This window comes from Lachnospiraceae bacterium KGMB03038 (assembly GCA_007361935.1).
GTDB lineage: Bacteria > Bacillota > Clostridia > Lachnospirales > Lachnospiraceae > Massilistercora.
The window spans coordinates 2,319,994-2,341,267 of the sequence record CP041667.1; the positions used below are offsets into that span (position 1 = coordinate 2,319,994).

At 48.1% G+C, this 21,274-nt stretch carries 19 protein-coding genes and 1 pseudogene; 5 read left to right on the forward strand and 15 right to left on the reverse strand.

The genetic code is table 11. The features are described 5' to 3' along the window. Positions 1–33 precede the first annotated feature (33 nt). From rlmD to FND36_11350, 7 genes are all read right to left on the reverse strand, one after another. Entirely contained in the window at positions 34–1,449 is a 1,416-nt protein-coding gene (gene rlmD / locus FND36_11320) for a 23S rRNA (uracil(1939)-C(5))-methyltransferase RlmD (GenBank protein QDW74574.1), read from the reverse strand. Between the two features lie 113 nt (positions 1,450–1,562). After that, positions 1,563–2,486: an NYN domain-containing protein gene (locus tag FND36_11325; GenBank protein ID QDW74575.1), complete on the reverse strand. Its 924-nt coding sequence runs from the start codon at positions 2,484–2,486 to the stop codon at positions 1,563–1,565. 134 nt (positions 2,487–2,620) lie between these two features. Beyond that, positions 2,621–2,863: a DUF4366 domain-containing protein gene (locus FND36_11330; GenBank protein ID QDW74576.1), complete on the reverse strand. Its 243-nt coding sequence runs from the start codon at positions 2,861–2,863 to the stop codon at positions 2,621–2,623. A gap of 87 nt (positions 2,864–2,950) precedes the next feature. Further along, positions 2,951–5,191, reverse strand: coding sequence for a DNA helicase PcrA (gene pcrA, locus FND36_11335; protein QDW74577.1), 2,241 nt, complete (start codon positions 5,189–5,191; stop codon positions 2,951–2,953). Positions 5,192–5,193: 2 nt separating this feature from the next. After that, positions 5,194–5,586 carry a DUF3783 domain-containing protein gene (locus tag FND36_11340; GenBank protein QDW74578.1) on the reverse strand — a complete coding sequence of 131 codons (393 nt, stop codon included), beginning with the start codon at positions 5,584–5,586 and terminating at the stop codon, positions 5,194–5,196. Positions 5,587–5,659: 73 nt separating this feature from the next. Further along, entirely contained in the window at positions 5,660–7,564 is a 1,905-nt protein-coding gene (locus tag FND36_11345) for an ABC transporter ATP-binding protein (GenBank protein QDW74579.1), read from the reverse strand. A gap of 3 nt (positions 7,565–7,567) precedes the next feature. After that, positions 7,568–9,316, reverse strand: coding sequence for an ABC transporter ATP-binding protein (locus tag FND36_11350; protein ID QDW74580.1), 1,749 nt, complete (start codon positions 9,314–9,316; stop codon positions 7,568–7,570). A gap of 196 nt (positions 9,317–9,512) precedes the next feature. Between FND36_11350 and FND36_11355 the strand changes: the two genes are divergently transcribed. Beyond that, entirely contained in the window at positions 9,513–10,124 is a 612-nt protein-coding gene (locus FND36_11355) for a DUF1836 domain-containing protein (GenBank protein ID QDW74581.1), read from the forward strand. Between the two features lie 9 nt (positions 10,125–10,133). Here the strand turns inward: FND36_11355 and FND36_11360 are convergent, their stop codons facing one another. The 4 genes from FND36_11360 to FND36_11375 all read right to left on the reverse strand — a co-directional run bounded on the left by FND36_11360 (position 10,134) and on the right by FND36_11375 (position 13,158). Then, positions 10,134–10,862 (reverse strand): response regulator transcription factor, encoded by a 729-nt coding sequence (locus tag FND36_11360; GenBank protein QDW74582.1) that lies wholly within the window; start codon positions 10,860–10,862, stop codon positions 10,134–10,136. A 1-nt stretch (position 10,863) separates the two neighbouring features. Continuing rightward, entirely contained in the window at positions 10,864–11,910 is a 1,047-nt protein-coding gene (locus FND36_11365) for a DUF4118 domain-containing protein (protein QDW74583.1), read from the reverse strand. A gap of 140 nt (positions 11,911–12,050) precedes the next feature. Continuing rightward, positions 12,051–12,341, reverse strand: a complete 291-nt coding sequence (locus FND36_11370; protein ID QDW74584.1) for a TrpR YerC/YecD — start codon at positions 12,339–12,341, stop codon at positions 12,051–12,053. An 88-nt stretch (positions 12,342–12,429) separates the two neighbouring features. Next, positions 12,430–13,158, reverse strand: a complete 729-nt coding sequence (locus tag FND36_11375) for a phosphatase (GenBank protein QDW74585.1) — start codon at positions 13,156–13,158, stop codon at positions 12,430–12,432. Between the two features lie 128 nt (positions 13,159–13,286). Between FND36_11375 and FND36_11380 the strand changes: the two are divergent. Beyond that, positions 13,287–13,493: pseudogene (locus FND36_11380) on the forward strand (hypothetical protein). A gap of 158 nt (positions 13,494–13,651) precedes the next feature. Beyond that, positions 13,652–14,125: a hypothetical protein gene (locus FND36_11385; protein QDW74586.1), complete on the forward strand. Its 474-nt coding sequence runs from the start codon at positions 13,652–13,654 to the stop codon at positions 14,123–14,125. Between the two features lie 72 nt (positions 14,126–14,197). On the opposite strand, the gene FND36_11390 is transcribed toward FND36_11385, so the two are convergent. The 4 genes from FND36_11390 to FND36_11405 all read right to left on the reverse strand — a co-directional run bounded on the left by FND36_11390 (position 14,198) and on the right by FND36_11405 (position 19,118). Then, positions 14,198–15,043, reverse strand: a complete 846-nt coding sequence (locus FND36_11390) for a DegV family protein (GenBank protein ID QDW75615.1) — start codon at positions 15,041–15,043, stop codon at positions 14,198–14,200. 134 nt (positions 15,044–15,177) lie between these two features. Beyond that, positions 15,178–15,774 carry a TetR/AcrR family transcriptional regulator gene (locus FND36_11395; protein QDW74587.1) on the reverse strand — a complete coding sequence of 199 codons (597 nt, stop codon included), beginning with the start codon at positions 15,772–15,774 and terminating at the stop codon, positions 15,178–15,180. A gap of 4 nt (positions 15,775–15,778) precedes the next feature. Next, entirely contained in the window at positions 15,779–16,516 is a 738-nt protein-coding gene (locus FND36_11400) for a DUF554 domain-containing protein (protein ID QDW74588.1), read from the reverse strand. A gap of 172 nt (positions 16,517–16,688) precedes the next feature. Continuing rightward, the gene (locus tag FND36_11405; protein ID QDW74589.1) at positions 16,689–19,118 is read right to left on the reverse strand and encodes a leucine--tRNA ligase; all 2,430 of its coding nucleotides are present in this window, start codon (positions 19,116–19,118) and stop codon (positions 16,689–16,691) included. A 473-nt stretch (positions 19,119–19,591) separates the two neighbouring features. On the opposite strand from FND36_11405, the gene FND36_11410 reads away from it, so the two are divergent. Next, positions 19,592–20,014, forward strand: a complete 423-nt coding sequence (locus tag FND36_11410) for a hypothetical protein (protein QDW74590.1) — start codon at positions 19,592–19,594, stop codon at positions 20,012–20,014. 64 nt (positions 20,015–20,078) lie between these two features. Continuing rightward, positions 20,079–21,272, forward strand: coding sequence for a CapA family protein (locus FND36_11415; GenBank protein QDW74591.1), 1,194 nt, complete (start codon positions 20,079–20,081; stop codon positions 21,270–21,272). The last annotated feature ends 2 nt before the right edge of the window (positions 21,273–21,274 follow it).

Genomic DNA, 21,274 nt, shown 5'->3' on the forward strand with positions numbered 1-21,274 from the left:
GGTACTTGCCCTCTCCCTCGCCAAACTCCACTTTTACGCTGATTGTGCTGTCAGGTTTTTGTGGGAAAGCAACGCTACCGTCTCCACATGATACGTCCCCGGAAACAAATCTACCCCCGCGATCCGCTCCACCTGATAGCCTCTCCCCTGCAGCATCTCCAGATCCCTTGCCAGGCTGGTCGGCTTACAGGCGATATATACGATCCGTTCCACCCCAAACCGGATGATCTTATCCAAAGCCTTTGGATTCACCCCGTCTCTGGGCGGGTCCAGGACGATCAGATCTGGTTTTTCTCCCAGTTCATCGATCACCTTCAGCACGTCTCCGGCCCAGAAATCGCAGTTTTCAAGGCCATTCAGACCAGCGTTTTCTTTCGCCGCTTCCACTGCCTCTTCCACGATCTCCACGCCCACCACTTTCGCCGCTACCGGCGCCAGCATCTGGGCGATGGTTCCAGTTCCGCTGTATAGATCGAAGATCACTTTGTCTTTCGTCTCTCCCACATACTCCCGTACCGTCTCGTACAGCACCTCGGCTCCCAGGGAGTTGGTCTGGAAGAAGGAAAATGGTGTGATCTTGAATTTCAATCCCAGCAATTCTTCATAGAAATAATCCTGGCCATAGAGAATTTCCGTTCCCTCGTCCTTTACCACGTCCGCCACACTGTCGTTCCTGGTGTGGAGGATTCCCGCGATCTTCCCTTCCAGATCCAGCGCCAGCAATGCTTCCACCCAGCTTTGACCGTCAAAACCGTCAGTCCCATTTGCTGCCGATTTTGAGGAGCAACTCTGCGTGGTCGTTACCTGGTCGATCAAGATCTCTCCGGTGCGGACCGCTTTCCGCACCAAAAGATGGCGGAAAAACCCTTCGTGCCGCATCCTATGGTAGTAGGGAAGCCCTGTACTTCTGGCGTACTCCAGCGTACAGGATAAGATCTTCCGGTAATCTTCATCCACGATCTGGCAGTCCGGCACATTTACAATATCATGGAAACTGCCCCGCTTGTGCATCCCCAGCGCCAGCGGGCCGTCTTTATACTCATCCCCAAAGGAAAACTCCATCTTATTGCGGTATTCCTGTCTTCTGGGACTTTCTTTGATCCCTTCCCAGAGATACTCGGTATCTGCCGCCTCATCCATCATTGCTTTTAACTGCGTCTCCTTCATCTGAAGCTGATCTTCATAAGGCAGCGTCTGGTAGGTACAGCCTCCGCACAGGCCAAAATGAGGGCAGGGCGAAGGGATCTCCTTAGGAGAGGATTCCAGGATCTCAAGGATCCTCCCTTCTGCTCTTCCTCCCCGGATCTTATTGACCGAGAACCGGACTTTCTGTCCCGGAATCCCATTTTTTACGATCACAGGCTTTTCTTCGCCCGGAAGATAGATCTTTCCTTTATTTGGGAACTCTACAGTTTCGATGATTCCTTCATATATCTGCCCTTTTTTCATACTTCCTTTTGCCTTTCCGTTCTGTTTTTGTCCTTCGATTCGTTTGGCCGTCAGCGGTTTTGCCGTCCTGCTTTTGCAGGATTGCGCGACCGGCCTTCTCCCGTGAATTTAGATTATTCCCGGTAAACGGCGTTTAGGATGGTGCCGTCTTTTTCCACCCGGATATTGGGAAGACTTTTGACATATTGGTTAAACTGAGAATAACCATAATCATTGATCTTAAAATCCTTATATTTCTCATAAACCCGGTTTCCCAGCGTACTCAGCTCGATTCCGCTCCTGCCTGCGTCTTTCACCATTCTGCGCACATACCGGTCAATATCCGCTTTCCGTCCCTCGTCTTCTTTCAGGATCACGGATACGATGTTTCCTTTTTTCACCATCTGGATCCGGGAAAATTCTTCCAGGAACTTAGACAGCATATTGTAGCCGTAACTGCGGACGTCGAAATCCGGATACAGGCTGACCAGACGGCTTCCCACTTCTCCAAGCCCGGTAATGCGGTTGCTGTCCTGATTCTCAATGATCATCTTGATCACCGCGTCCTCGATCTTCTCTTTGCTCAGCGCGTCATGAGACTCCTGTTCCGTTCCAGGCTCCTGTTCATTCAGCAGGTTTTCAAGAATGGTAAATTTGTCGCAGGCTTTCCGAAATGGCTCCGGCGTTTTATTCTCCCCCATGCCAATGACCGTCTTGCCGCTCTCCCGCAGCCTGCTCACAAGTCTTGTAAAATCACTGTCGCTGGACACAATGCAGAAGCCGTCGATAGCATTGGTATACAGAATATCCATTGCATCGATGATCATCGCGGAATCCGTAGCGTTCTTCCCCTGGGTATAGCTGAATTGCTGGATAGGCATGATCGAATTCTTCAAAAGCTCGTCCTTCCAGCTGGAATGCTGGGTGCTGGTCCAGTCCCCATAGATCCTTTTGTATGTGATATTTCCATATTTAGAAAGCTCTGTCAGTATCGGCTTGATATACTTTGCGGAAACATTGTCCGCATCGATCAGCAGCGCGTAATATTGTCCGTCCATTTTATGATCTCCTTTACCTTTCCACCAATCTTTATATTTCTTCGTCTCAGATAAAAAGCAGGCAAGACGCCCGTTTTCACCAGATAGGCTTCTAACCTGCTTTCTTTTCCTTATGCAATTATGGATGGCCCTTCTTACACCTGATCTTCATCATTGAAGAAATCGTCATCAAAATCATCCTCAAAGTCTTCCTCAAAGTCCTCCAGATAATCGGGGGTAAAGAAACAATATACCGCATAGGCGATCGCCGCGATGGCTGCCACCGCGCCTACGATAGCAAGTATCCAAAGAACCGTTTTGCTCTGTTTGTCTTCGTCCTTTTTATTTACTAACTCACTTAATTTTGTTGCCGCAATAATATCCTCTACTTTACTCATGCTCCCACATCCTTTCTCCTGCTGCCGCAAGTTCAATTATTGTTTTTATTATATCACTAAAATTTTCAGATTACTATATATTTCTTATCAAATTTTTACCAGTTTTGCAAAAGCCGCAAACATTTTCTTCGTGCCCGGCCCGTCAAAATCCACCGTCACTTCGTAGTCTCTGCCGCCTTCAACGATTGCCGTCACCGTACCGTCGCCAAATTTTACATGGCGCACCCGGTCTCCTTCTTGATAGTCCAGATGTCCAGCCGGGCTGCCGAATTGTTTCCCTTGCTTCACTCCGGCAAACGCCTTTGTATGAAAGGCCTGTCTGGCTTGCTGATAAGCGCTTTGAAATCTAGGCTTTTCCTTCTCTTCTGTCTCTTCTCTCTTAAATACAGCGCCGGTGGAAAGTAATTCTAAAGGAATCTCTTTTAAAAACCGGGACATTTTATTATACTGGGTCTCTCCCCGGACCATTCTTCTTCTGGCACAGGTCAGCGTCAGCTTTTCCTGTGCTCTGGTGATTCCCACGTAGCACAGCCGCCGCTCTTCCTCCACCTCTTCCGGATCGTCAGAAGTGATAGTCATATAGCTGGGGAACAATCCGTCCTCCATTCCAGCTAGATACACATGGGGGAATTCAAGCCCTTTGGCGCTGTGCAGCGTCATCAGCACTACATAGTCGCTGTTTTCATCCAGATCGTCGATATCTGCCACCAGGGCTACTTCCTCTAAGAATCCGCTTAAAGAAGCCGGCTCGTCCTGTTCCTGGCAGGCTTCTTCGTAGGCCGCGATCTTATTTCGCAGTTCGTCAATATTTTCAATCCTGGCTTCCGCTTCTTCCTCCCCTTCTGCCTGAAGGCTTTCGATATATCCTGTCTCATCCAGGATCTCCTGCAGAAGATCTGAGATGGTCATCTCTGCCGCATCCCGCTTAAACCGTTCCATCAGCGCCGCAAAAGACTCCAGTTTGGATAATCCCCGGCCGATATCCGGGATCAGGTCCGCTCCCAGCAGCGCATCATAGAATCCGATCTCACGCCGGGCCGCATATTCCTGCACTCGATTGATGGAAGTCAGTCCGATGCCCCGTTTAGGGACGTTAATAATCCGGCGGACCGCCAGATCGTCCTTCCCATTATCGATTGTCTTTAAGTAAGCCAGCAGGTCTTTGATCTCACGCCGGGCATAAAAGTTGACGCCGCCTACGATCTTATATGGGATATTGGCTGTTACAAACTTTTCTTCAAACATCCGGGACTGAGCGTTGGTCCGATAGAGGATCGCGTAATCCTGATAAGCGCCTTCTCCTTGTTCTACCTGCCGCCGGATATCGTCCACAATATATTCCGCTTCATCATAGGCCGTATCAAACTGCCGGAACTGGATCGCCTCGCCTTTTCCGTTTTCCGTCCACAGCGTCTTTTCTTTCCGGCCTTTGTTGTGGCTGATCACTCCATTTGCCGCATTAAGGATGGTTTCCGTGGAACGGTAATTCTGTTCCAGCTTAATGACTGCGGCGTCTTGGAAAAACTGCTCAAAATTCAGGATATTCTTGATATTAGCGCCCCGGAATTTATAGATCGACTGGTCGTCGTCTCCCACCACGCACAGATTCCGGTACTTGGACGCAAGAAGGCGGACCAGCTCAAACTGCACGGTATTGGTGTCTTGGTACTCATCTACCATGATATAGCGGAACCGCTCCTGATAATAGTCCAGTACCTCCTTATGGGTCTGGAATAACTGGACCGTCTTCAGCAACAGATCATCAAAGTCAAGGGCGTTATTGGCCCGCATCTGTTTCTCATACTCTGTGTAGATTTCAGCTACTTTCTTCAGGCCAAAATCTCCCCCTGCCTGGAGCTGGAACTCTTCCGGCGTGATCAGTTCATTTTTGGCTTTAGAGATGGACGACAAAAGCGTCCGCTCCCGGAAAATCTTTGTGTCCACATTCAGCAGGCGGCACACGTCCTTCATCAATGTTTTCTGGTCATCCGTATCGTAAATGGTAAAATTCGTGTCATATCCCAGCAGTTCAATGTGTCTGCGCAGGATCCGCACGCACATAGAATGAAAGGTGCTCACCCAGATACTTTCTGAGCCAAAGCCTACCAGCCGATCCACCCTTTCCCGCATTTCTCCCGCCGCCTTGTTTGTAAATGTAATAGCAAGGATATTCCAGGGATTGACTCCTTTTTCTTCGATCAAATACGCGATCCTGTGAGTCAGAACACGGGTTTTGCCAGATCCCGCCCCCGCAAGAATCAGAAGCGGTCCTTCCGTATGGAGCACCGCTTCTTTTTGTCTGTCGTTCAATGTATCGTATATACTCAAATCTATCCTTTCCTTTCCGCTTCCCGCCTCTTCATGATCTCATGCTCTTTCTTGATCTCATCATGGAGCGCCAGAGATGTCCATTTTTGATTGGAAGCCGTCACTACCGCTTTCAGCCCAACCTGCACCCGATCCTTCTGCATCAAAAAGATCGCCTTGTCCAGCATGTCTTCTGTTTCCGCCTGGATCACCAGCATTTCTTCCGGGAATCCATCTCCATCGTAAACTTCCGGTTCCAGTTCCGGCTCTTCCATGCCTGTCAGCGCTCCGATGGGCCACAGATACTGCTCCTTGTCCACGGCGCGGACCTTGAATCCTAAGAATCCAAAGATCATCCCTATCTTCTTTCCCTTAGCCGTGCCCTTGAGATTATAGCATAAAACTACTGATTTCATAAATCCAATCTCCATTTCCAAAGTCTGGTTCCATTATAAGAGGTTTGGGGAAGGTATGCAAGCAAATCCAGCTCTACTGCAGCGCAAGATTTCCTGTATACAGCTGATAATACCGTCCTTTTTCCTCGATCAGCTGATCATGAGTTCCGCGTTCGATGATCCGCCCCTGCTCCAATACCATGATACAGTCCGAATTGCGTACGGTAGACAGTCGGTGAGCGATCACAAACGTTGTCCTTCCATGCATCAGTTTATCCATACCCTCCTGGACGATCCGCTCTGTCCGGGTGTCGATAGAACTGGTAGCTTCATCCAGGATCAGCACCGGCGGGTCCGCCACCGCGGCTCTGGCAATAGCCAGAAGCTGTCTCTGGCCTTGGCTTAAGTTTGCCCCGTCTCCGGTGATCATCGTATCGTAGCCATTTGGCAGACGCCGGATGAAGCCATCCGCGTTTGCTAATTTGGCCGCCGCCACGATCTCCTCATCGGAAGCATCCAGCTTCCCAAAACGGATATTGTCTTTTACCGTTCCTGTAAACAGATGGGTGTCCTGAAGCACAATCCCCAGGGAACGTCTCAGATCCGCTTTCTTGATCTTATTGATATTGATCCCGTCATACCGGATCTTTCCGTCCTGGATATCGTAAAATCGGTTGATCAGATTTGTGATCGTCGTCTTGCCTGCTCCCGTAGATCCTACAAAAGCGATCTTTTGTCCCGGCGTAGCATAGAGCTTGATGTCGTGAAGTACGATCTTCTCATCTGTATAGCCAAAGTCTACTCCGTTGAAGACCACGTCTCCTTTGACTTCCACATAGTCCACGCTTCCGTCTGCCCGATGGATATGCTTCCAGGCCCACCGTCCGGTCCGTTCTTTGGTCTCCTCTATCACGCCATTTTCTTCTTTTATATTGACTAACGTCACGTAACCTTCATCTTTTTCCTCTTCCTCATCCAGAAGCCGGAAAATCCGCTCCGCTCCGGCCATTGCCATGATCACCGCATTTAGCTGCATACTGATCTGGTTGATGGGCATACTGAAATTCCGGTTGAAGGTCAGGAAACTGGCAAGGCCTCCCAGCGTAAATCCTCCCACATTTCCAAGAGCCAGGACTCCGCCTGCGATGGCGCAGACCACATAACTTACATTGCCAAGCTGGGCGTTGATCGGCCCCAGCAGATTGGCATAGGTATTAGCCTTGTCTGCGCTGACATACAGTTTGTCATTCAATTCTCGAAACCGCTCTATATTTTCTTCCTCGTGACAGAAGACTTTGACCACCTTCTGGCCGCTCATCATTTCCTCGATATATCCGTTTACCGTTCCCAGGTTGACCTGCTGCTCCAAAAAATATCTGCCGCTTTTTCCCGCCATGATCTTAGAACTGAACACCATGATCCCTACCATCAAAAGCGTCACGATCGTCAAAGGTATGCTTAGAATCACCATGCTTACCAAGACGCTGACGATCGTGATCGCGCTGTTCAGAAGCTGGGGCATACTCTGGCTGATCATCTGGCGCAGCGTATCAATGTCGTTTGTATACACCGACATGATATCGCCATGGGCATGGGTATCGAAATATTTGATCGGCAGTTTCTGCATATGGCTGAACAGATCGTCTCTCATATCCCTCAGTGTTCCCTGGGTCACTGTCACCATCAGGCGGTTATAGGTATAGGTCGAGATGATCCCCACTCCGTAAAAGGCCGCCACCCGCAGGATGGCCTGGGCCAGCGGTGCGAAATCAGGGGTGTCGCTCATCAGGAATGGAGTAATGTACACATCGATCAAATCCCGCATAAACATGGTTCCCTGCACATTGGCAAGCACTCCGACTAAGATTAAGACTACTACTGCCGCGCAGTGAATCCCGTAATCTTTAAATACATACTTCATTACCCGGGCAAATAAACGTCCCGGATGCTCCACCTGGCTTTTCACGCCTCTTGGCGCTCTTTTCATCGGTCCTGGCATCTCTTATTCACCTGCCTTTTCGTCAAAATCCCCGCCGCCCTGGGTCTGAGACTCATAGACTTCGCGGTATATCTCATTGGTTTCCAATAATTCCTCATGAGTTCCAAATCCGTTGACACAGCCGTCTTCCATCACGATGATCCGGTCTGCGTCCTGGACGCTGGAGATTCTCTGGGCAATGATCAGTTTTGTAGTATCTGGGATCGCTTCCCGGAACGATTTGCGGATTTTGGCGTCTGTTGCCGTATCTACAGCGCTGGTGCTGTCGTCCAGGATCAGGATCTTAGGCTTTTTAAGAAGCGCCCTCGCGATGCAGAGCCGCTGCTTCTGGCCCCCGGATACATTGGTTCCTCCCTGTTCTATATGAGTCTGGTATCCTGCCGGCATCCGCTGGATAAATTCATCCGCGCAGGCAAGCCGGCATGCCTGTCGGCATTCCTCTTCGGAAGCCTCTTTATTCCCCCATCTCAGATTCTCCAGGATTGAGCCTGAGAACAAAACATTGTTCTGAAGCACAACCGACACCTGGTTTCGCAGGACTTCCATATCATATTCTTTCACATTCCTTCCGCCTACCAGCACTTCTCCTTTTGTCACATCATAAAGACGGCTGACCAGGTTTACCAGACTGGTCTTGGCGCTTCCAGTGCCTCCGATGATCCCGATCGTCTCTCCAGAACGGATCGTAAGGTCAATATCTTTGAGCACAGGCTCTTCACTGTCCCTGCGGTACGCAAAATCCACATGCCGGAATTCAATGCTGCCATCAGGCACATCCATCACCGGGCGCTCCGGATTCTGAAGATCGCTGGTCTCCCTTAACACTTCAGAAATACGCCGGACGCTGGCCATACTCATAGAGACCATCACGAATACCATGGAGAGCATCATCAGGCTCATCAGGATATTCATACAATAAGCAAGAAGACTCATTAATTCCCCTTCCGTCAGCTGGGACGATACGATCATCTTAGCTCCCAGCCAGCTGATCAGGAGAATACAGCTATAGACAGTGATCTGCATAAGAGGCGCGTTATAGACCAAATTGCACTCGGCCTTGGTGAATATCCTGCATAGATTGCCGCTTGCCCGCTTAAACTTACTGGTCTCCTGTTCTTCTCTCACATACGCCTTGACTACTCGGATCGCCGACACATTCTCCTGTACAGAAGCATTCAGATCGTCATACTTGGGGAACGCCTGCTGGAAATACCGGGTGGCATGGCTCATGATCAGAAACAGCAGGATTCCCAGCACGATCACTGCGATCAGATAGATCACCGCCAATCTCGCATTGATAGCAAAGGCCATCAACATAGCGCACACCAGGCTTGCCGGAGCCCTGGTGAACATCCGCAGCGTCATCTGATACGCGTTCTGTACGTTCGTCACGTCTGTAGTCAGCCGGGTCACCAGGCCCGCCGTACTATATTTATCGATATTTGAAAACGAAAATGTTTGTATATTATTGAACATAGCCTCCCTTAGGTTTCTGGCCAGTCCAGCAGATGCCTTCGCGCCAAAACGCCCGCCCCCGACACCGGCCAGAAGACCGATCAGCGCCGCCGCGATCATCACCGCTCCAACCCGGTAAATATGTCCAATATCTCCCTCATTTACTCCCTGATCAATGATCGAAGCCATCAGGAACGGGATCGCCATCTCCATCAGTACTTCCAGGACCATGAAAAGGGGCGTTGCGATGGATGCGCCTTTATATTGTTTTACTTCTCTTAATAATACGCGGATCATCCATATCCTCCTCTCCTGAAATCCTTCGTAAAAAATTGTTCGTTACCAAATAATTTGATAACGAACCTTCGTCTGTAGAACATATTCTACCATCTCTTCTATTTTTGTCAATATTTTTCTCGGCGCACAGTATATCTGAAAAAATCCTTGTCATATAGTTTTAAAAACTATATAATAGATTTACTGAGGTGAAGTTATGACAATAAATACAAAAGACATGCTGAACAGCATCCTTTCCAGCATTGCGCGGATCGACTATGTAAAGCCAGAGAGTATCCCCAATATTGATCTTTATATGGATCAGGTCACTACCTTTATGAATGAGCAGCTCCGCTCGACCAAACGCTATGAAGATGACAAGATCCTTACTAAGACCATGATCAATAATTATGCCAAGAATAATCTGCTCCCTCCTCCTGTTAAAAAGAAGTATTCCAGGGAACACGTGCTCGTAATGATCTTTATCTACTATTTTAAAAACATCCTCTCGATCAAGGATATTGAGGCAATGCTGACTCCTATCACGGAGAATTACTTTAATAACGAATCGTTCAACATGACGGAAATCTATGAGGAAATCTGCCAGCTGGAAAAGTCCCGGATCGACGGCCTTGCAAAAGATGTGGCCAGAGCTTACCAAAGTGCTGAAGAGACGTTTGGAGACCGTCCCCAGGATGAGCAGGAATATCTGCGCTTCTTTTCCTTTATCTGCAATCTCAGCTTTGACGTCTATGTTAAAAAACTTTTGATCGAAAAACTGATCGATGAACTTCCTGACCCGGAGTCTTCTGAAAAAAAGAAGAAATAAGGCCATGCCTTATTTCTTTTCTTTTGCCTGTACATCCGCTTCCACAAAACGGTACCCCACCCCGATCTCTGTAAATATGAACTCCGGCTGAGCAGGATTTTTCTCGATCTTTCTGCGTATATTGGCCATATTGACCCGAAGGATCCGGTTGTCATTCTTCATATTCGGCCCCCAGATCTCTTTCATCATATAATCATAGGTCAATACTTTTCCCGCGTATTTTCCAAGAAGGCTTACCAGTTTAAACTCATTCTGGGTCAATCCCGCATCTGTTCCGTCTACAAATACCCGGTGTTTGTCGTGGTCGATCACCAGACGGCCGGAAAGAAAAGACATGCTCTGGCCGCCGTTCTGCCCCGTTCCTGATCCCCTTGCGTGACGAATCGCCGTACGGACCCTGGCGAGAAGCTCTGACGTCCCAAAAGGCTTTGTGATATAATCGTCAGCTCCTTTGTCCAAAGCCGACACCTTATCCTTCTCATGGGTCCTGGCCGATACTACGATGATCGGCATCTGGGACCATTCTCTTACATTTTCTAAGATTTTAATACCGTCCATATCCGGCAGCCCCAGGTCTAAGATCACGATATCCGGGCACTGAGATGTGATCAGACTGTAGGCGCTAAGCCCGTTCTGTGCCAGCAGGACTTCATAATTATTTGCTTCCAGAACCGTCTGAAGAAAACTGCGAATATTTTTATCGTCCTCTACTATCAGGACTCTATCCCTAATCTCCATCTTACTCCTCCATTTCCATAGGGAGGCAAAACACCATTCTGGCCCCTGCGCCTTCCCGGTTTTCCGCCCTCATATTTCCTCTATGCGCTTTGATGATACTTTTGCAGACAGAAAGACCGATCCCCATATCTCTTTTGTTATCGGAAGCCTCGCCTCTGGCTCCCAGATTGCCGTCGAAAATCACCGGAAGGATCTTCTCTTCGATCCCCTCTCCATCATCCTCCACACAGAAAACCGCTTTCCCTTCCGCCAGACTGACGCGGATATCTATCTGTGAAGTGGTCCTCCCATGGACCGCGGAGTTTTCCAAAAGATTGACCAGAACCTGCTCGATCAATGTAGCGTCCATTGGGACCAAAAGAACCTCTTCCGGGATATGGGCGTTGATCTTGATTCCGGGGAACCGTTTCTGGAATTTTGTCACCGCCGCGCTGATCACCTCTTCTACTACTTCTTCCTGCTTATCGATCCTGGCATTTTCCGCGTTCATCCTGGTAATAGACAAAAGGTTTTCCACCATACGCACCAGCCACTGGGCTTCTTCCTTTATATTTGCCACCAGTTCCATGACCTTATCCTGAGAGAGCACATCTTTATTCTCCAAGATTGCCGCCGCAGAACCGGCGATTGATGTCAAGGGCGTCCGGATATCATGAGACACTGCCCTCAGAAGATTCGCCCGCATTTTTTCCTTCTCCGTTTCCAGCCGAAGCTGCTCCTGGTTTTTGATCTGTGTTGTCAAAGCGCTGACACTGATGGCCACCGCCAGCATTACAAAGAAAGTCAAAGGATAGCCTGTAATGGTAAAATTAAGCGCAAAATAAGGATAGGTGAAAATATAATTTACCGCGATCACTGCCGCCATTGCTGAAAAGATTCCGTACCGATATCCATCTGTGAACCGTGAGATCAGCAGGACTGCCAGCACGAACATCAGCGCCGCATGGGCCTCTGTCCCAACGGACTGCTGCAGATAAAAGCAGATTATTGTTGTAAGCCCAAGAATCCCTATCGTTATCAGTATATTCCACACGCTTCGTTTCCGCATGATTTCCCTCCAGACTATATGCTCCTCAACTTTTTATTATACCATATGCCGTGCTAATTTTTTGTTAAGATAAATGTTTCCCATAAAATCCCAGGCAAAAAAATCCCCCACAAAGGCGGGGGAAGCTTTTCGGTATATCCTTAATCTTTGTTGATCCGTTCAAACACCATATCATAACCGTCATTACCATAATTCAGCGATCGGTTTACCCGGCTGATCGTTGCTGTAGAGGCTCCTGTTTTCTCCGCAATCTCCAGGTAGGTTTTGTGTTCTCTGAGCATTTTTGCGACCTCGAATCTCTGAGACAGCGAAAGCAGTTCGTTGATGGTACAGATATCTTCAAAAAAGATGTAACATTCTTCCTTGTCCTTCAAGCTCAATATCGCATTAAACAGATAGTCTACCGCTTCTGTCCTGATTTTCTTACTCATATTAAGATCTCCTTCATAACAGAATTCACTACTGTTACATTTTAACACACTAAACTTATAAAATCTATACCTTTTTCCAGCATAGTGATCACCGGAGATTCTTATTTCGTTTCAAACTTGCCAGGAGTTTGTCCAGTGTGGTGTTTGCTACCAGTTCTTCAGGGAAGTCAACGGCTTCTAACATCTCGAACACATATGGATACTCCCCGATGGCCGCGTCTACATGCGCATCTGTTCCCAGGACTACCTTTGTTCCATACTGCTTGCAGAATTTCAGCATTTGAATCGAATTCTCCCGGGTATTTTCCCGATACCCGTAAGGACTAAGAGAAGAATTATTGATCTCCAAAAGAGTCCCTGTCTCCTTAGCCGCCTTAACCAGTTTCTCATAGTCCACAGGAAAGCGTCCATCGTCCGGATGGCCGATAATGTCTACCGTATCTCTTTCCATCGTATGAATGTATGCTTCCAGCACTGCTTCTTTCGTCTTCTCTCCGTGATAGCAGGGAATATGGAGACTGGCGATGGAGATATCCAGCGGCTGGAGAGTCCTGTCAGACAGGTCCACTTCTCCCGCTTCATTCATAATATTCAGCTCAACGCCCAAAAGCAGCCGAATTCCCTCCATCTGCCTTGGAACGACTTTGAGATTATGGAAGTAAAAAGGATTGGTGCTTCCCGGCATCTCTGGCGCGTGTTCTGTGACCGCAAGTCCTTTCAGTCCTTTTTCCGCGGCCATACGGGCCATTTCTCTCATAGTATTATACGCGTGTCCGCTTGCCAGCGTATGGGAATGTGTATCAACTTCAATCTTCATTTTACCTGATCCCTTCCTTCCAGATATTTTGCCATTTGGAATTATTATACAGCATATATCCGCCTTTTTCTACAAATGCTATGTTAAGTTCTTATATAAATCTTATGAATACGAATGGAGGGCTCTCTATGAATACAAACAAACATAACCCCAGCAACATTCCTCAATCCGCTCTTAAAACCAGCAATGAGGATTCCAATCAGAAATTGATCGATGCCTGCGATTATCTCACAACCGCCGCCTCCTGCCAGGACTGTACCGGCCTGATCCCATCCGCACCGGCTTCTTCATCAGAACTGGAATCTTACGAAGAACTGTATCATTTTCTTCCTCCTGCCGGGAAAACGGATTCCATTGCCGAAAAATCCTCCATTGCATCCGATCACGCGGATTCCGCGTGTCCGGAAGACAAACAGTCATAAAAACATTCCGCGCCGGACAGAACCATTCTCATTTTACTGCATATGATAATCAAAAACCGGAGTTTTTGATTATGCCAACAACATTAGTCCCTATTAACGGGATTGTCCAGAATGTCTCTGCCGCAAATGACGACTGCTGCCAACAGCGGGTGACCATCCGCAATTCCCAAGGCGTCTATAACTTCATTGTAGACGCAGACACCTATGTGATCGGCAGCATACGACTGCGGCCCGGAATGAGCGTGGCCGCCTTTTATGACGCAAATGTAGCGATTCCTTTGATCTATCCACCTCAGTATCAAGCGGTCATCATCGGGCGCAGAAATCCCGGAGAGAATATTTACGCCGGCTATTTCTCCGAAGACCTGGTAGCGGAAGACCAGGCGCTGGAACTTAATATCACCAGCGCCACAGAAATCGCCACCGCCAACGGACAGCAGTTCTCCTGTAATCCGGGCGGGCATATGCTGATCGTATATTATACGGCAACGACCAGAAGTCTGCCTCCGCAGACTACACCGCGAAAAGTGATCGTAGTTTGTTAAAAAATTAATTGGGGACGTAGTATTTCTTCATTTTACTACGTCCCCAATTAACTTTTACCCTGTACCTTTTTGTCACTTGCCCTGTACCTTTCTGACAAACGCAAGGGCGATGCAGTTTTCCCCTACATGGGTCCCGATCACGCCGCCCACGGGCCAGAGCGGACATTCTTCCAGGTGGTAACGTTCCTGGGTCTCTTTCTGGAATTTCTCTCCGCTTTCCCGGTCATAAGTGTACCCTGTGATCACCGGCCAGTCCTGATCGATCTCAAATGCCTCGTACTCGTGATAGAGATATTCTTTCCCTTTCCGTCCGCCCCTGGCGATCCCAAGCTTCACAAGTATTCCGTCCTTTAATTCTATAACAGGCTTGATCTTCAGCACATTGCCGATCACGTCAAAAGTTGGCGGTATTCTTCCGCCTTTCCTCAGATAGGTCAATGTATCCAGAACTCCGCAGACCACCATCCGATCTCTTACTTCCAAGATTCCTTCCACAATGGACTCTATCTTGGTCCCTTTCTCTCTCTCCCGGACCGCGTACTCCACCAGCATCCGCTGCGTAATGATGGCTTGCCTGGTATCGACAATGAAAATCCTCTCATACCCGCACATCTCTTTCGCCAAAGCAGCCGCGTTGATGGTTCCGCTTAATCCCGAAGACAGCGTAAGCACTAAGACGTCTTCTCCTTTTTCCCGCGCTTCCTCATATTCACGCAGATACAGTTCCGGGGAAGGCTGACTTGTGGTCGGCAGTTCTTTTTCTACCGCCAGCCGTCTGAAAAACCGATGAAAATCTTCTTCGCTTCCCATCGGCATCTCTTCTTCCCCAAATTTGATTGAAATAGGAATGACCGTAACTCCCAATTCTTCCGCCTTGTCCTTAGTAATATCGGAAGCCGTATCCGTAATAATCCTCAGTTTTTTCATATAACTCCCTCACTGCATTTAAATTCGTTCCTATTTGTCTATTTTACTAGAGTTTATCACGGCAAAAAATCAACAAATGTGCTCTAAATAATAAAAATATACATTTTCAAACAAATTGTATACTTTTATTTGAATAAATATTGATAAAATACCGGAAGTTTCTTCCTAAGACGTTCTTCATCCATCTCTTCTTCATCCAGTGTGACCCCGATCGCCATGATCCCGGCCGCATGATATCGGGCAAGCCACTTTAGGGAAACCTCTTTATCGATATCCGGCTTCAAAAGTTTCAATAGCTTCATAAAATATTTCTCCAGCGCCACGTTCATCTGCAATTCCAGCATTTCATGATATTTAGTCCGAAAAAGATTCCTCAGCGCACGCCCATATTTCAAATAAAAATCCACCAAAAGATCTGTATAGTTCTCTTTTCCATTTACCTGGTCAAGCTGGGCCATCAACTCTTCTGTGATGACTTCTGTCATAAATCTCACCGTATCAAAAACACTTTCAAAATGCTTATAAAATGTACTCCTATGGATGTCGGCATGGTCACAGATCTCTTGAACCGTAATCTTGTCCAGGGGTTTCTGATTCAGAAGTTCCAAAAGCGTCATGCCGATCTTTAGTTTTGTCTTATGTGATTTTGTATATACCTTTGGTTTTCCGTCTTTCCGTTCCATTTCTTTCCTTTTCCATTTCCCGTTCCATTGAACGCCCATCCGTTTATATCATAGCGAAAATCACCGCGATCACGATAGCCGGCAGCACATTGGCTACTCTTATTGTTTTTGGCCAGATCAAGTTCACTCCCACACATAGGATCAGCACATTTCCCACGAGACTGATGTTGCTGACCGCCGCCTCCGTCATGACCGGCGCGATCACTTTGGCAAGCAAAGTAATACTTCCTTGGAAGATTCCCACCGACAATGCGGAAAAAACGCAGCCTTTCCCAAGGGAAGCAGTCATCATCATAATAATGATCAAGTCTAAGATCGCCTTTGCGTATAAAGTTTCAGGATCTCTGCTGATGCCATCTTGGAGCGCTCCCAGGATAGCCATCGCCCCCACGCACACCGTCAGAGAAGAAGAAACAAATCCTTCGATAAACCGGCTGTCCTCCTGGTTGCCGCTCTTATCTCTCAGCCATATTCCAAAATGTTCAAATCTCCGGTCCAGATCGATCAGTTCGCCAAACAGCGCTCCTATCGCTAAAGATAGGATCATCATGATCGTTCCCTGCGTATCCAGGCTGCCCTGGAAACCATTTCCCGTATCCGCGATCTTTACTGCCAGCATCTCAGACAATGTGCTTCCCAGCGCCATTACAATGATCGCAAATCCCATCGCCTTCATGATCGTCTCTTGATACCGTTCTTCAAGAAATCTTCTTGAGACCAGGCCTGCCGCTCCTCCTGCTATGATCGCCGCCACGTTAACGATCGTTCCCATTCCCGCCATACTACAGAGCCTCCTCTTTTCATCTGATGCACATCTCTCAGTATAGCATAAGAGAAGAATTCTGGAAAGATAAAGCCATGTCGCTTGACGGGCGTACGCCCTATGAATAAAACAAGAGATGGTCTTATTCCTGCAAGCAGGATAATCCCATCTCTCATTTTATTCGCATGGCTTATTTTTGCACAATATTTATGATCTTCTTTGGTACGTAGATCTCTTTGATGATCGTACCTGTCAGTTTATCTGCCACGGCTGCTTTTCCTGCCGCCAGGGCGTCTTCTTTGGAAATGTCGGCGGATACGGAGATCACGGCTCTCGTTTTTCCATTGATCTGTACCGGCACTTCCACTTCATCGTCTTTCATGGCTTCTTCGTCATAGGTCGGCCATCCCGCGTGGAACACGCTGCCTTCGCGGCCCAACTGCTCCCAGATTTCCTCCGCGATATAAGGCGCAAATGGAGACAGCAGGACTGCCATAGTGGACAGTGTCTCTTTGTCGATGCCGCCTTCTTTCTTAGCAATCTCGATCAGGTTGTTGTTATGCTCCATGAAACCGGAGATTGCTGTGTTCAGGCTGAAGCTCTCCAGACGGGTCGTAATATCGTAAACCAATCTGTGCCGTTCTTTGATCATATCCTTGGTGGCTTTTACATCTGCTTCTTTGCTGTCCATCACCAGATTCCAGAGACGTTTTAAGAAACGGTTTACTCCGTCGATACCACGGTCGTCCCACTCTGCGTCCAGCTCCGGAGGACCTACGAACAGTTCATACATCCTCAGAGAATCACAGCCGTAGTCTCTCACCAGATCATCCGGGGAAACTACATTTCCCTTGGATTTGCTCATCTTGATCCCGTTCTTTCCGGTGATCATCCCCTGGTTGAACAGCTTATGGAATGGTTCATCGAAATCGATCGCGCCAATATCACACAGGAACTTCGTATAGAACCGGGAGTAGAGAAGATGGAGTACCGCATGCTCTACCCCGCCGATGTACATATCCACAGGAAGCATCTCGTCTGCCTTTTCTCTGGAAACCAGCTCCTTGTCGTTATGATTATCCACGTACCGCAGGAAATACCAGGAAGATCCTGCCCACTGAGGCATGGTGTTGGTCTCCCGCTTTGCTGGTTTTCCGCACACCGGGCACTTGCAGTTCACCCACTCGTCAATGGCCGCCAGCGGAGATTCGCCGGTCCCTGTGGGCTCGTAGGACTCTACATCCGGCAGGCGAAGCGGCAGTTCTTCCTCCGGTACCGGTACCGCTCCACAGTCCGGGCAGTGTACGATCGGGATTGGCTCTCCCCAATATCTCTGGCGGGAGAATACCCAGTCACGCAGCTTGTAATTGACGGTAGCACGGCCGATTCCCTTTTTCTCAATAATGTGCGGACCTTCTTTTTTCAAAACAGAAGACTCCATCCCGTTCCATTCGCCAGAGTTGATCATGATGCCAGAAGCCTCAGTATAGGCCTCAGTCATATGCTCGATCTCTTTTCCGTCCTTGGAAATAACCTGAACGATCGGGATACCAAATTTAGTTGCGAACTCAAAGTCACGATCATCGTGGGCTGGCACACACATGATCGCTCCTGTACCGTAATCCGCCAGGACATAGTCAGACAGCCAGATCGGTACTTTCTCATTGTTCAACGGATTGATGGCGTAGCTTCCTGTGAACACGCCCGTCTTTTCCTTATCCTGCATACGGTCCACGTTGGACTTCATGGAAGCCTCGTAAATGTATTTCTCTACGGCCTCTCTGGTCTCGTCCGTGGCAAGCTCTTTCGCTAAAGCATGTTCCGGAGCAAGTACCATAAAGGTAGCGCCGTACAGGGTATCCGGCCTGGTGGTGTATACGGTGATCTTATCCTCTCTTCCCTCTACCGGGAAATCCACCTCCGCGCCGTAGGATTTGCCAATCCAGTCCGTCTGCATCTTCTTTACCTTTTCCGGCCAGTCCAGCTTATCCAGATCATTTAGCAAACGGTCCGCGTACTTAGTGATGCGCAGCATCCACTGGCGGAGATTTTTCTTGGTCACTTCCGTGCCGCAGCGCTCACATTTTCCATTGACCACTTCTTCGTTGGCAAGCCCTGTCTTACAGGAAGGACACCAGTTGATAGGGAATTCCTTCTCGTATGCCAAACCTTCTTTAAACATCTTTACGAAGATCCACTGGGTCCATTTGTAGAAATCAGGATCTGTGGTATTGACCTCCATATCCCAGTCATAAAGCGCCGCGATCTGGTTGATCTGCTCCTTGATATGCTTCACATTCTCTGCCGTTGAGATAGCCGGATGCACGCCCATCTTAATGGCATAGTTCTCAGCGGGGAGACCAAACGCATCCCATCCCATAGGGTGGATGATATAATATCCCTGCTGCAGCTTATAACGGCTCCACACATCTGAGATCACATAGCCTCTCCAATGCCCTACGTGGAGACCGTTTCCAGACGGATATGGGAACATATCCAGACAATAATATTTCTCCCGTTTGTTCCCTTTCTCATCCACCTTCACGTTTACCGGATTCTTTTCCCAGTTCTCACGCCACTTTTTTTCGATCGCCTTATGATTATAAGGTACTTTTGACATTTCGCATTCTCCTCACTTTCTGATGACATATGAAAAGCCTTTCCATCTCCAAAGAGACGAAAAGGCTTGATTTCCGTGGTACCACTCTTCTTCACACAGGCAAAACTCGCGTCAAGATCAACCGCCTTCTGCCTGGGCGCACTCATTTCCTTCGCTAACGGGAAGACCCGCTCCGGCTTAGTCCCTTGCGGTTTCAGCGGGAGAACTCCAAGGCCAGTTGGGAGCAGCCCTTTACCGCCTCTCACCTCCCGGCGGCTCTCTGAAAAACGGCGAACTCTTACTATTCCTCTTCAACGTTTCTTCACATATTTCTTACTCATTATAAAAAGAACCTTAAAATAAGTCAAGTAGTATTTTCCCCGCTAAGAAAACTCATTTTAAGGTTGTTCCTGCTATCCCTTTCGTGTATAATAAATATAAGTTAACCGTACTGAAAATTTCAGTAAAATATGGTACATAAAGGAGAGGTCGCCATGGTAAATTTATTAACAGGCCCGAAAGGCAGCGGAAAGACACAGCAAATGATCGAACAGGCTAATCTGAAGGCCAAAGAAAGCAACGGAAATGTAGTATTTATCAAGAAGACTCACCGCGACACAGCAAGTGTGGCATTCGATATCCGTACGATCTGTATGGATGATTACCCAGCAATCCAGAACACAGATGAATATATTGGATTCTTATATGGAATGTGCAGTGCCAATCATGATATTGAAAACATTTTCATTGATGGGATCTTAAAACACGCGGACATTTCCCTGGAAAGCATGCCGGAGTTCATTGAACGCGTAAAGAAGATTTCCAAAGAATGCGGAATTGATTTTTACATCAGCATCAGCGCCGCTAAGGAGGAACTATCCTCCGTTGATCAGGAAGGCTGCAGCTTTTTGAACTAACAGATAATGAAAGGATAAAACAGGTAGCCCCTAAAGGGACTGCCTGTTTTGCAAATAAAGAACAATGAGCGGTATCAAGGAACACCAAAGACGAAGGGCCCGCCGGAGACGGCGCCGCCAGATCCGCCGTCTCCTATACGCGGCGCTTTCCTTATGCATCTGTATCGGCCTTATTGCCATCATCCGGCTGCTGTTAAGGCCAGATTCCCCAGACTCCGCTGGAAAAGCGGATAAAGCCGCTGAGAAATCGGCTGAGATCGACACCTCACAGGTAGAGGTCAAAAATCTTGTGATCAATACAGGAACACAAAATTCTGAAAATTCTGACGGCCCAATCAAGATCACCGTCAGTTCCATGGGCGACTGTACTCTGGGAACGGATGAGAATTTTAACCAGTCTACCAGCTTTAACGCCTACTATAACGCCCAGGGTCCAGATTATTTTTTCAAAAATGTCCGTTCCATCCTGGAGGAAGACGACCTTTCCATTATCAACCTGGAAGGGACATTTACCGATTCTGACCAAAGACAGGAGAAAACATTTGCCTTCAAGGCAGATCCTGAGTATGTCTCCATTCTCACCGGAAGTTCCATTGAAGCAGCGAATCTGGCCAATAACCACAGCCGGGATTACGGGGAGGAAAGCTATACGGATACGGTGGAAACTCTGGACCAAGCCGGGATTGCTTCTTTTGGCTATGATCAGGTGGATCTTCTGGAAATAAATGGAGTCAAAGTTGGACTGACTGGCATCTACGAACTTGCGGAACATTTAGATAAGCAGCAGGAAGTCAAAGAAAATATCGCGGCTCTAAAGGAAGCCGGAGCCCAGGTGATCATCGTCAATTTCCACTGGGGCATCGAGAAAGAGTATGTCCCCAATGACACTCAGAAAACCTTAGCTCATCTTGCCATCGATGAGGGCGCCGACCTGGTGATCGGCCATCATCCCCACGTCCTGCAGGGGATCGAACGGTACAAAGGCAAATATATCGCCTACAGCCTGGGAAATTTCTCCTTTGGCGGCAATTCCAATCCTTCTGACAAGGATACTATGATCTTCCAGCAGACGTTCACCGTAGCCGACGGCAAAGCGGAGACCAACGACGATATCAACATCATTCCTTGTTCTCTTTCCTCTGCCAGCGGATATAATGATTACTGTCCCACACCTCTGGAAGGCAGTGAAAAAGAACGTGTCCTGGAGAAGCTGCAAGAATACAGCGCAGATTTTGAGGATGCGCCTGACCTGCTGTAAAT

What these genes read in the sequence shown, in the direction of transcription:
- rlmD (QDW74574.1), bottom strand. Translation starts at nt 1,449, where the DNA reads ATGAAAAAAGGGCAGATATATGAAGGAATCATCGAAACTGTAGAGTTC.
- FND36_11325 (QDW74575.1), bottom strand. Translation starts at nt 2,486, where the DNA reads ATGGACGGACAATATTACGCGCTGCTGATCGATGCGGACAATGTTTCC.
- FND36_11330 (QDW74576.1), bottom strand. Translation starts at nt 2,863, where the DNA reads ATGAGTAAAGTAGAGGATATTATTGCGGCAACAAAATTAAGTGAGTTA.
- FND36_11340 (QDW74578.1), bottom strand. Translation starts at nt 5,586, where the DNA reads ATGAAATCAGTAGTTTTATGCTATAATCTCAAGGGCACGGCTAAGGGA.
- FND36_11345 (QDW74579.1), bottom strand. Translation starts at nt 7,564, where the DNA reads ATGCCAGGACCGATGAAAAGAGCGCCAAGAGGCGTGAAAAGCCAGGTG.
- FND36_11350 (QDW74580.1), bottom strand. Translation starts at nt 9,316, where the DNA reads ATGATCCGCGTATTATTAAGAGAAGTAAAACAATATAAAGGCGCATCC.
- FND36_11355 (QDW74581.1), top strand. Translation starts at nt 9,513, where the DNA reads ATGACAATAAATACAAAAGACATGCTGAACAGCATCCTTTCCAGCATT.
- FND36_11360 (QDW74582.1), bottom strand. Translation starts at nt 10,862, where the DNA reads ATGGAGATTAGGGATAGAGTCCTGATAGTAGAGGACGATAAAAATATT.
- FND36_11365 (QDW74583.1), bottom strand. Translation starts at nt 11,910, where the DNA reads ATGCGGAAACGAAGCGTGTGGAATATACTGATAACGATAGGGATTCTT.
- FND36_11370 (QDW74584.1), bottom strand. Translation starts at nt 12,341, where the DNA reads ATGAGTAAGAAAATCAGGACAGAAGCGGTAGACTATCTGTTTAATGCG.
- FND36_11375 (QDW74585.1), bottom strand. Translation starts at nt 13,158, where the DNA reads ATGAAGATTGAAGTTGATACACATTCCCATACGCTGGCAAGCGGACAC.
- FND36_11385 (QDW74586.1), top strand. Translation starts at nt 13,652, where the DNA reads ATGCCAACAACATTAGTCCCTATTAACGGGATTGTCCAGAATGTCTCT.
- FND36_11395 (QDW74587.1), bottom strand. Translation starts at nt 15,774, where the DNA reads ATGGGCGTTCAATGGAACGGGAAATGGAAAAGGAAAGAAATGGAACGG.
- FND36_11400 (QDW74588.1), bottom strand. Translation starts at nt 16,516, where the DNA reads ATGGCGGGAATGGGAACGATCGTTAACGTGGCGGCGATCATAGCAGGA.
- FND36_11405 (QDW74589.1), bottom strand. Translation starts at nt 19,118, where the DNA reads ATGTCAAAAGTACCTTATAATCATAAGGCGATCGAAAAAAAGTGGCGT.
- FND36_11410 (QDW74590.1), top strand. Translation starts at nt 19,592, where the DNA reads ATGGTAAATTTATTAACAGGCCCGAAAGGCAGCGGAAAGACACAGCAA.
- FND36_11415 (QDW74591.1), top strand. Translation starts at nt 20,079, where the DNA reads ATGAGCGGTATCAAGGAACACCAAAGACGAAGGGCCCGCCGGAGACGG.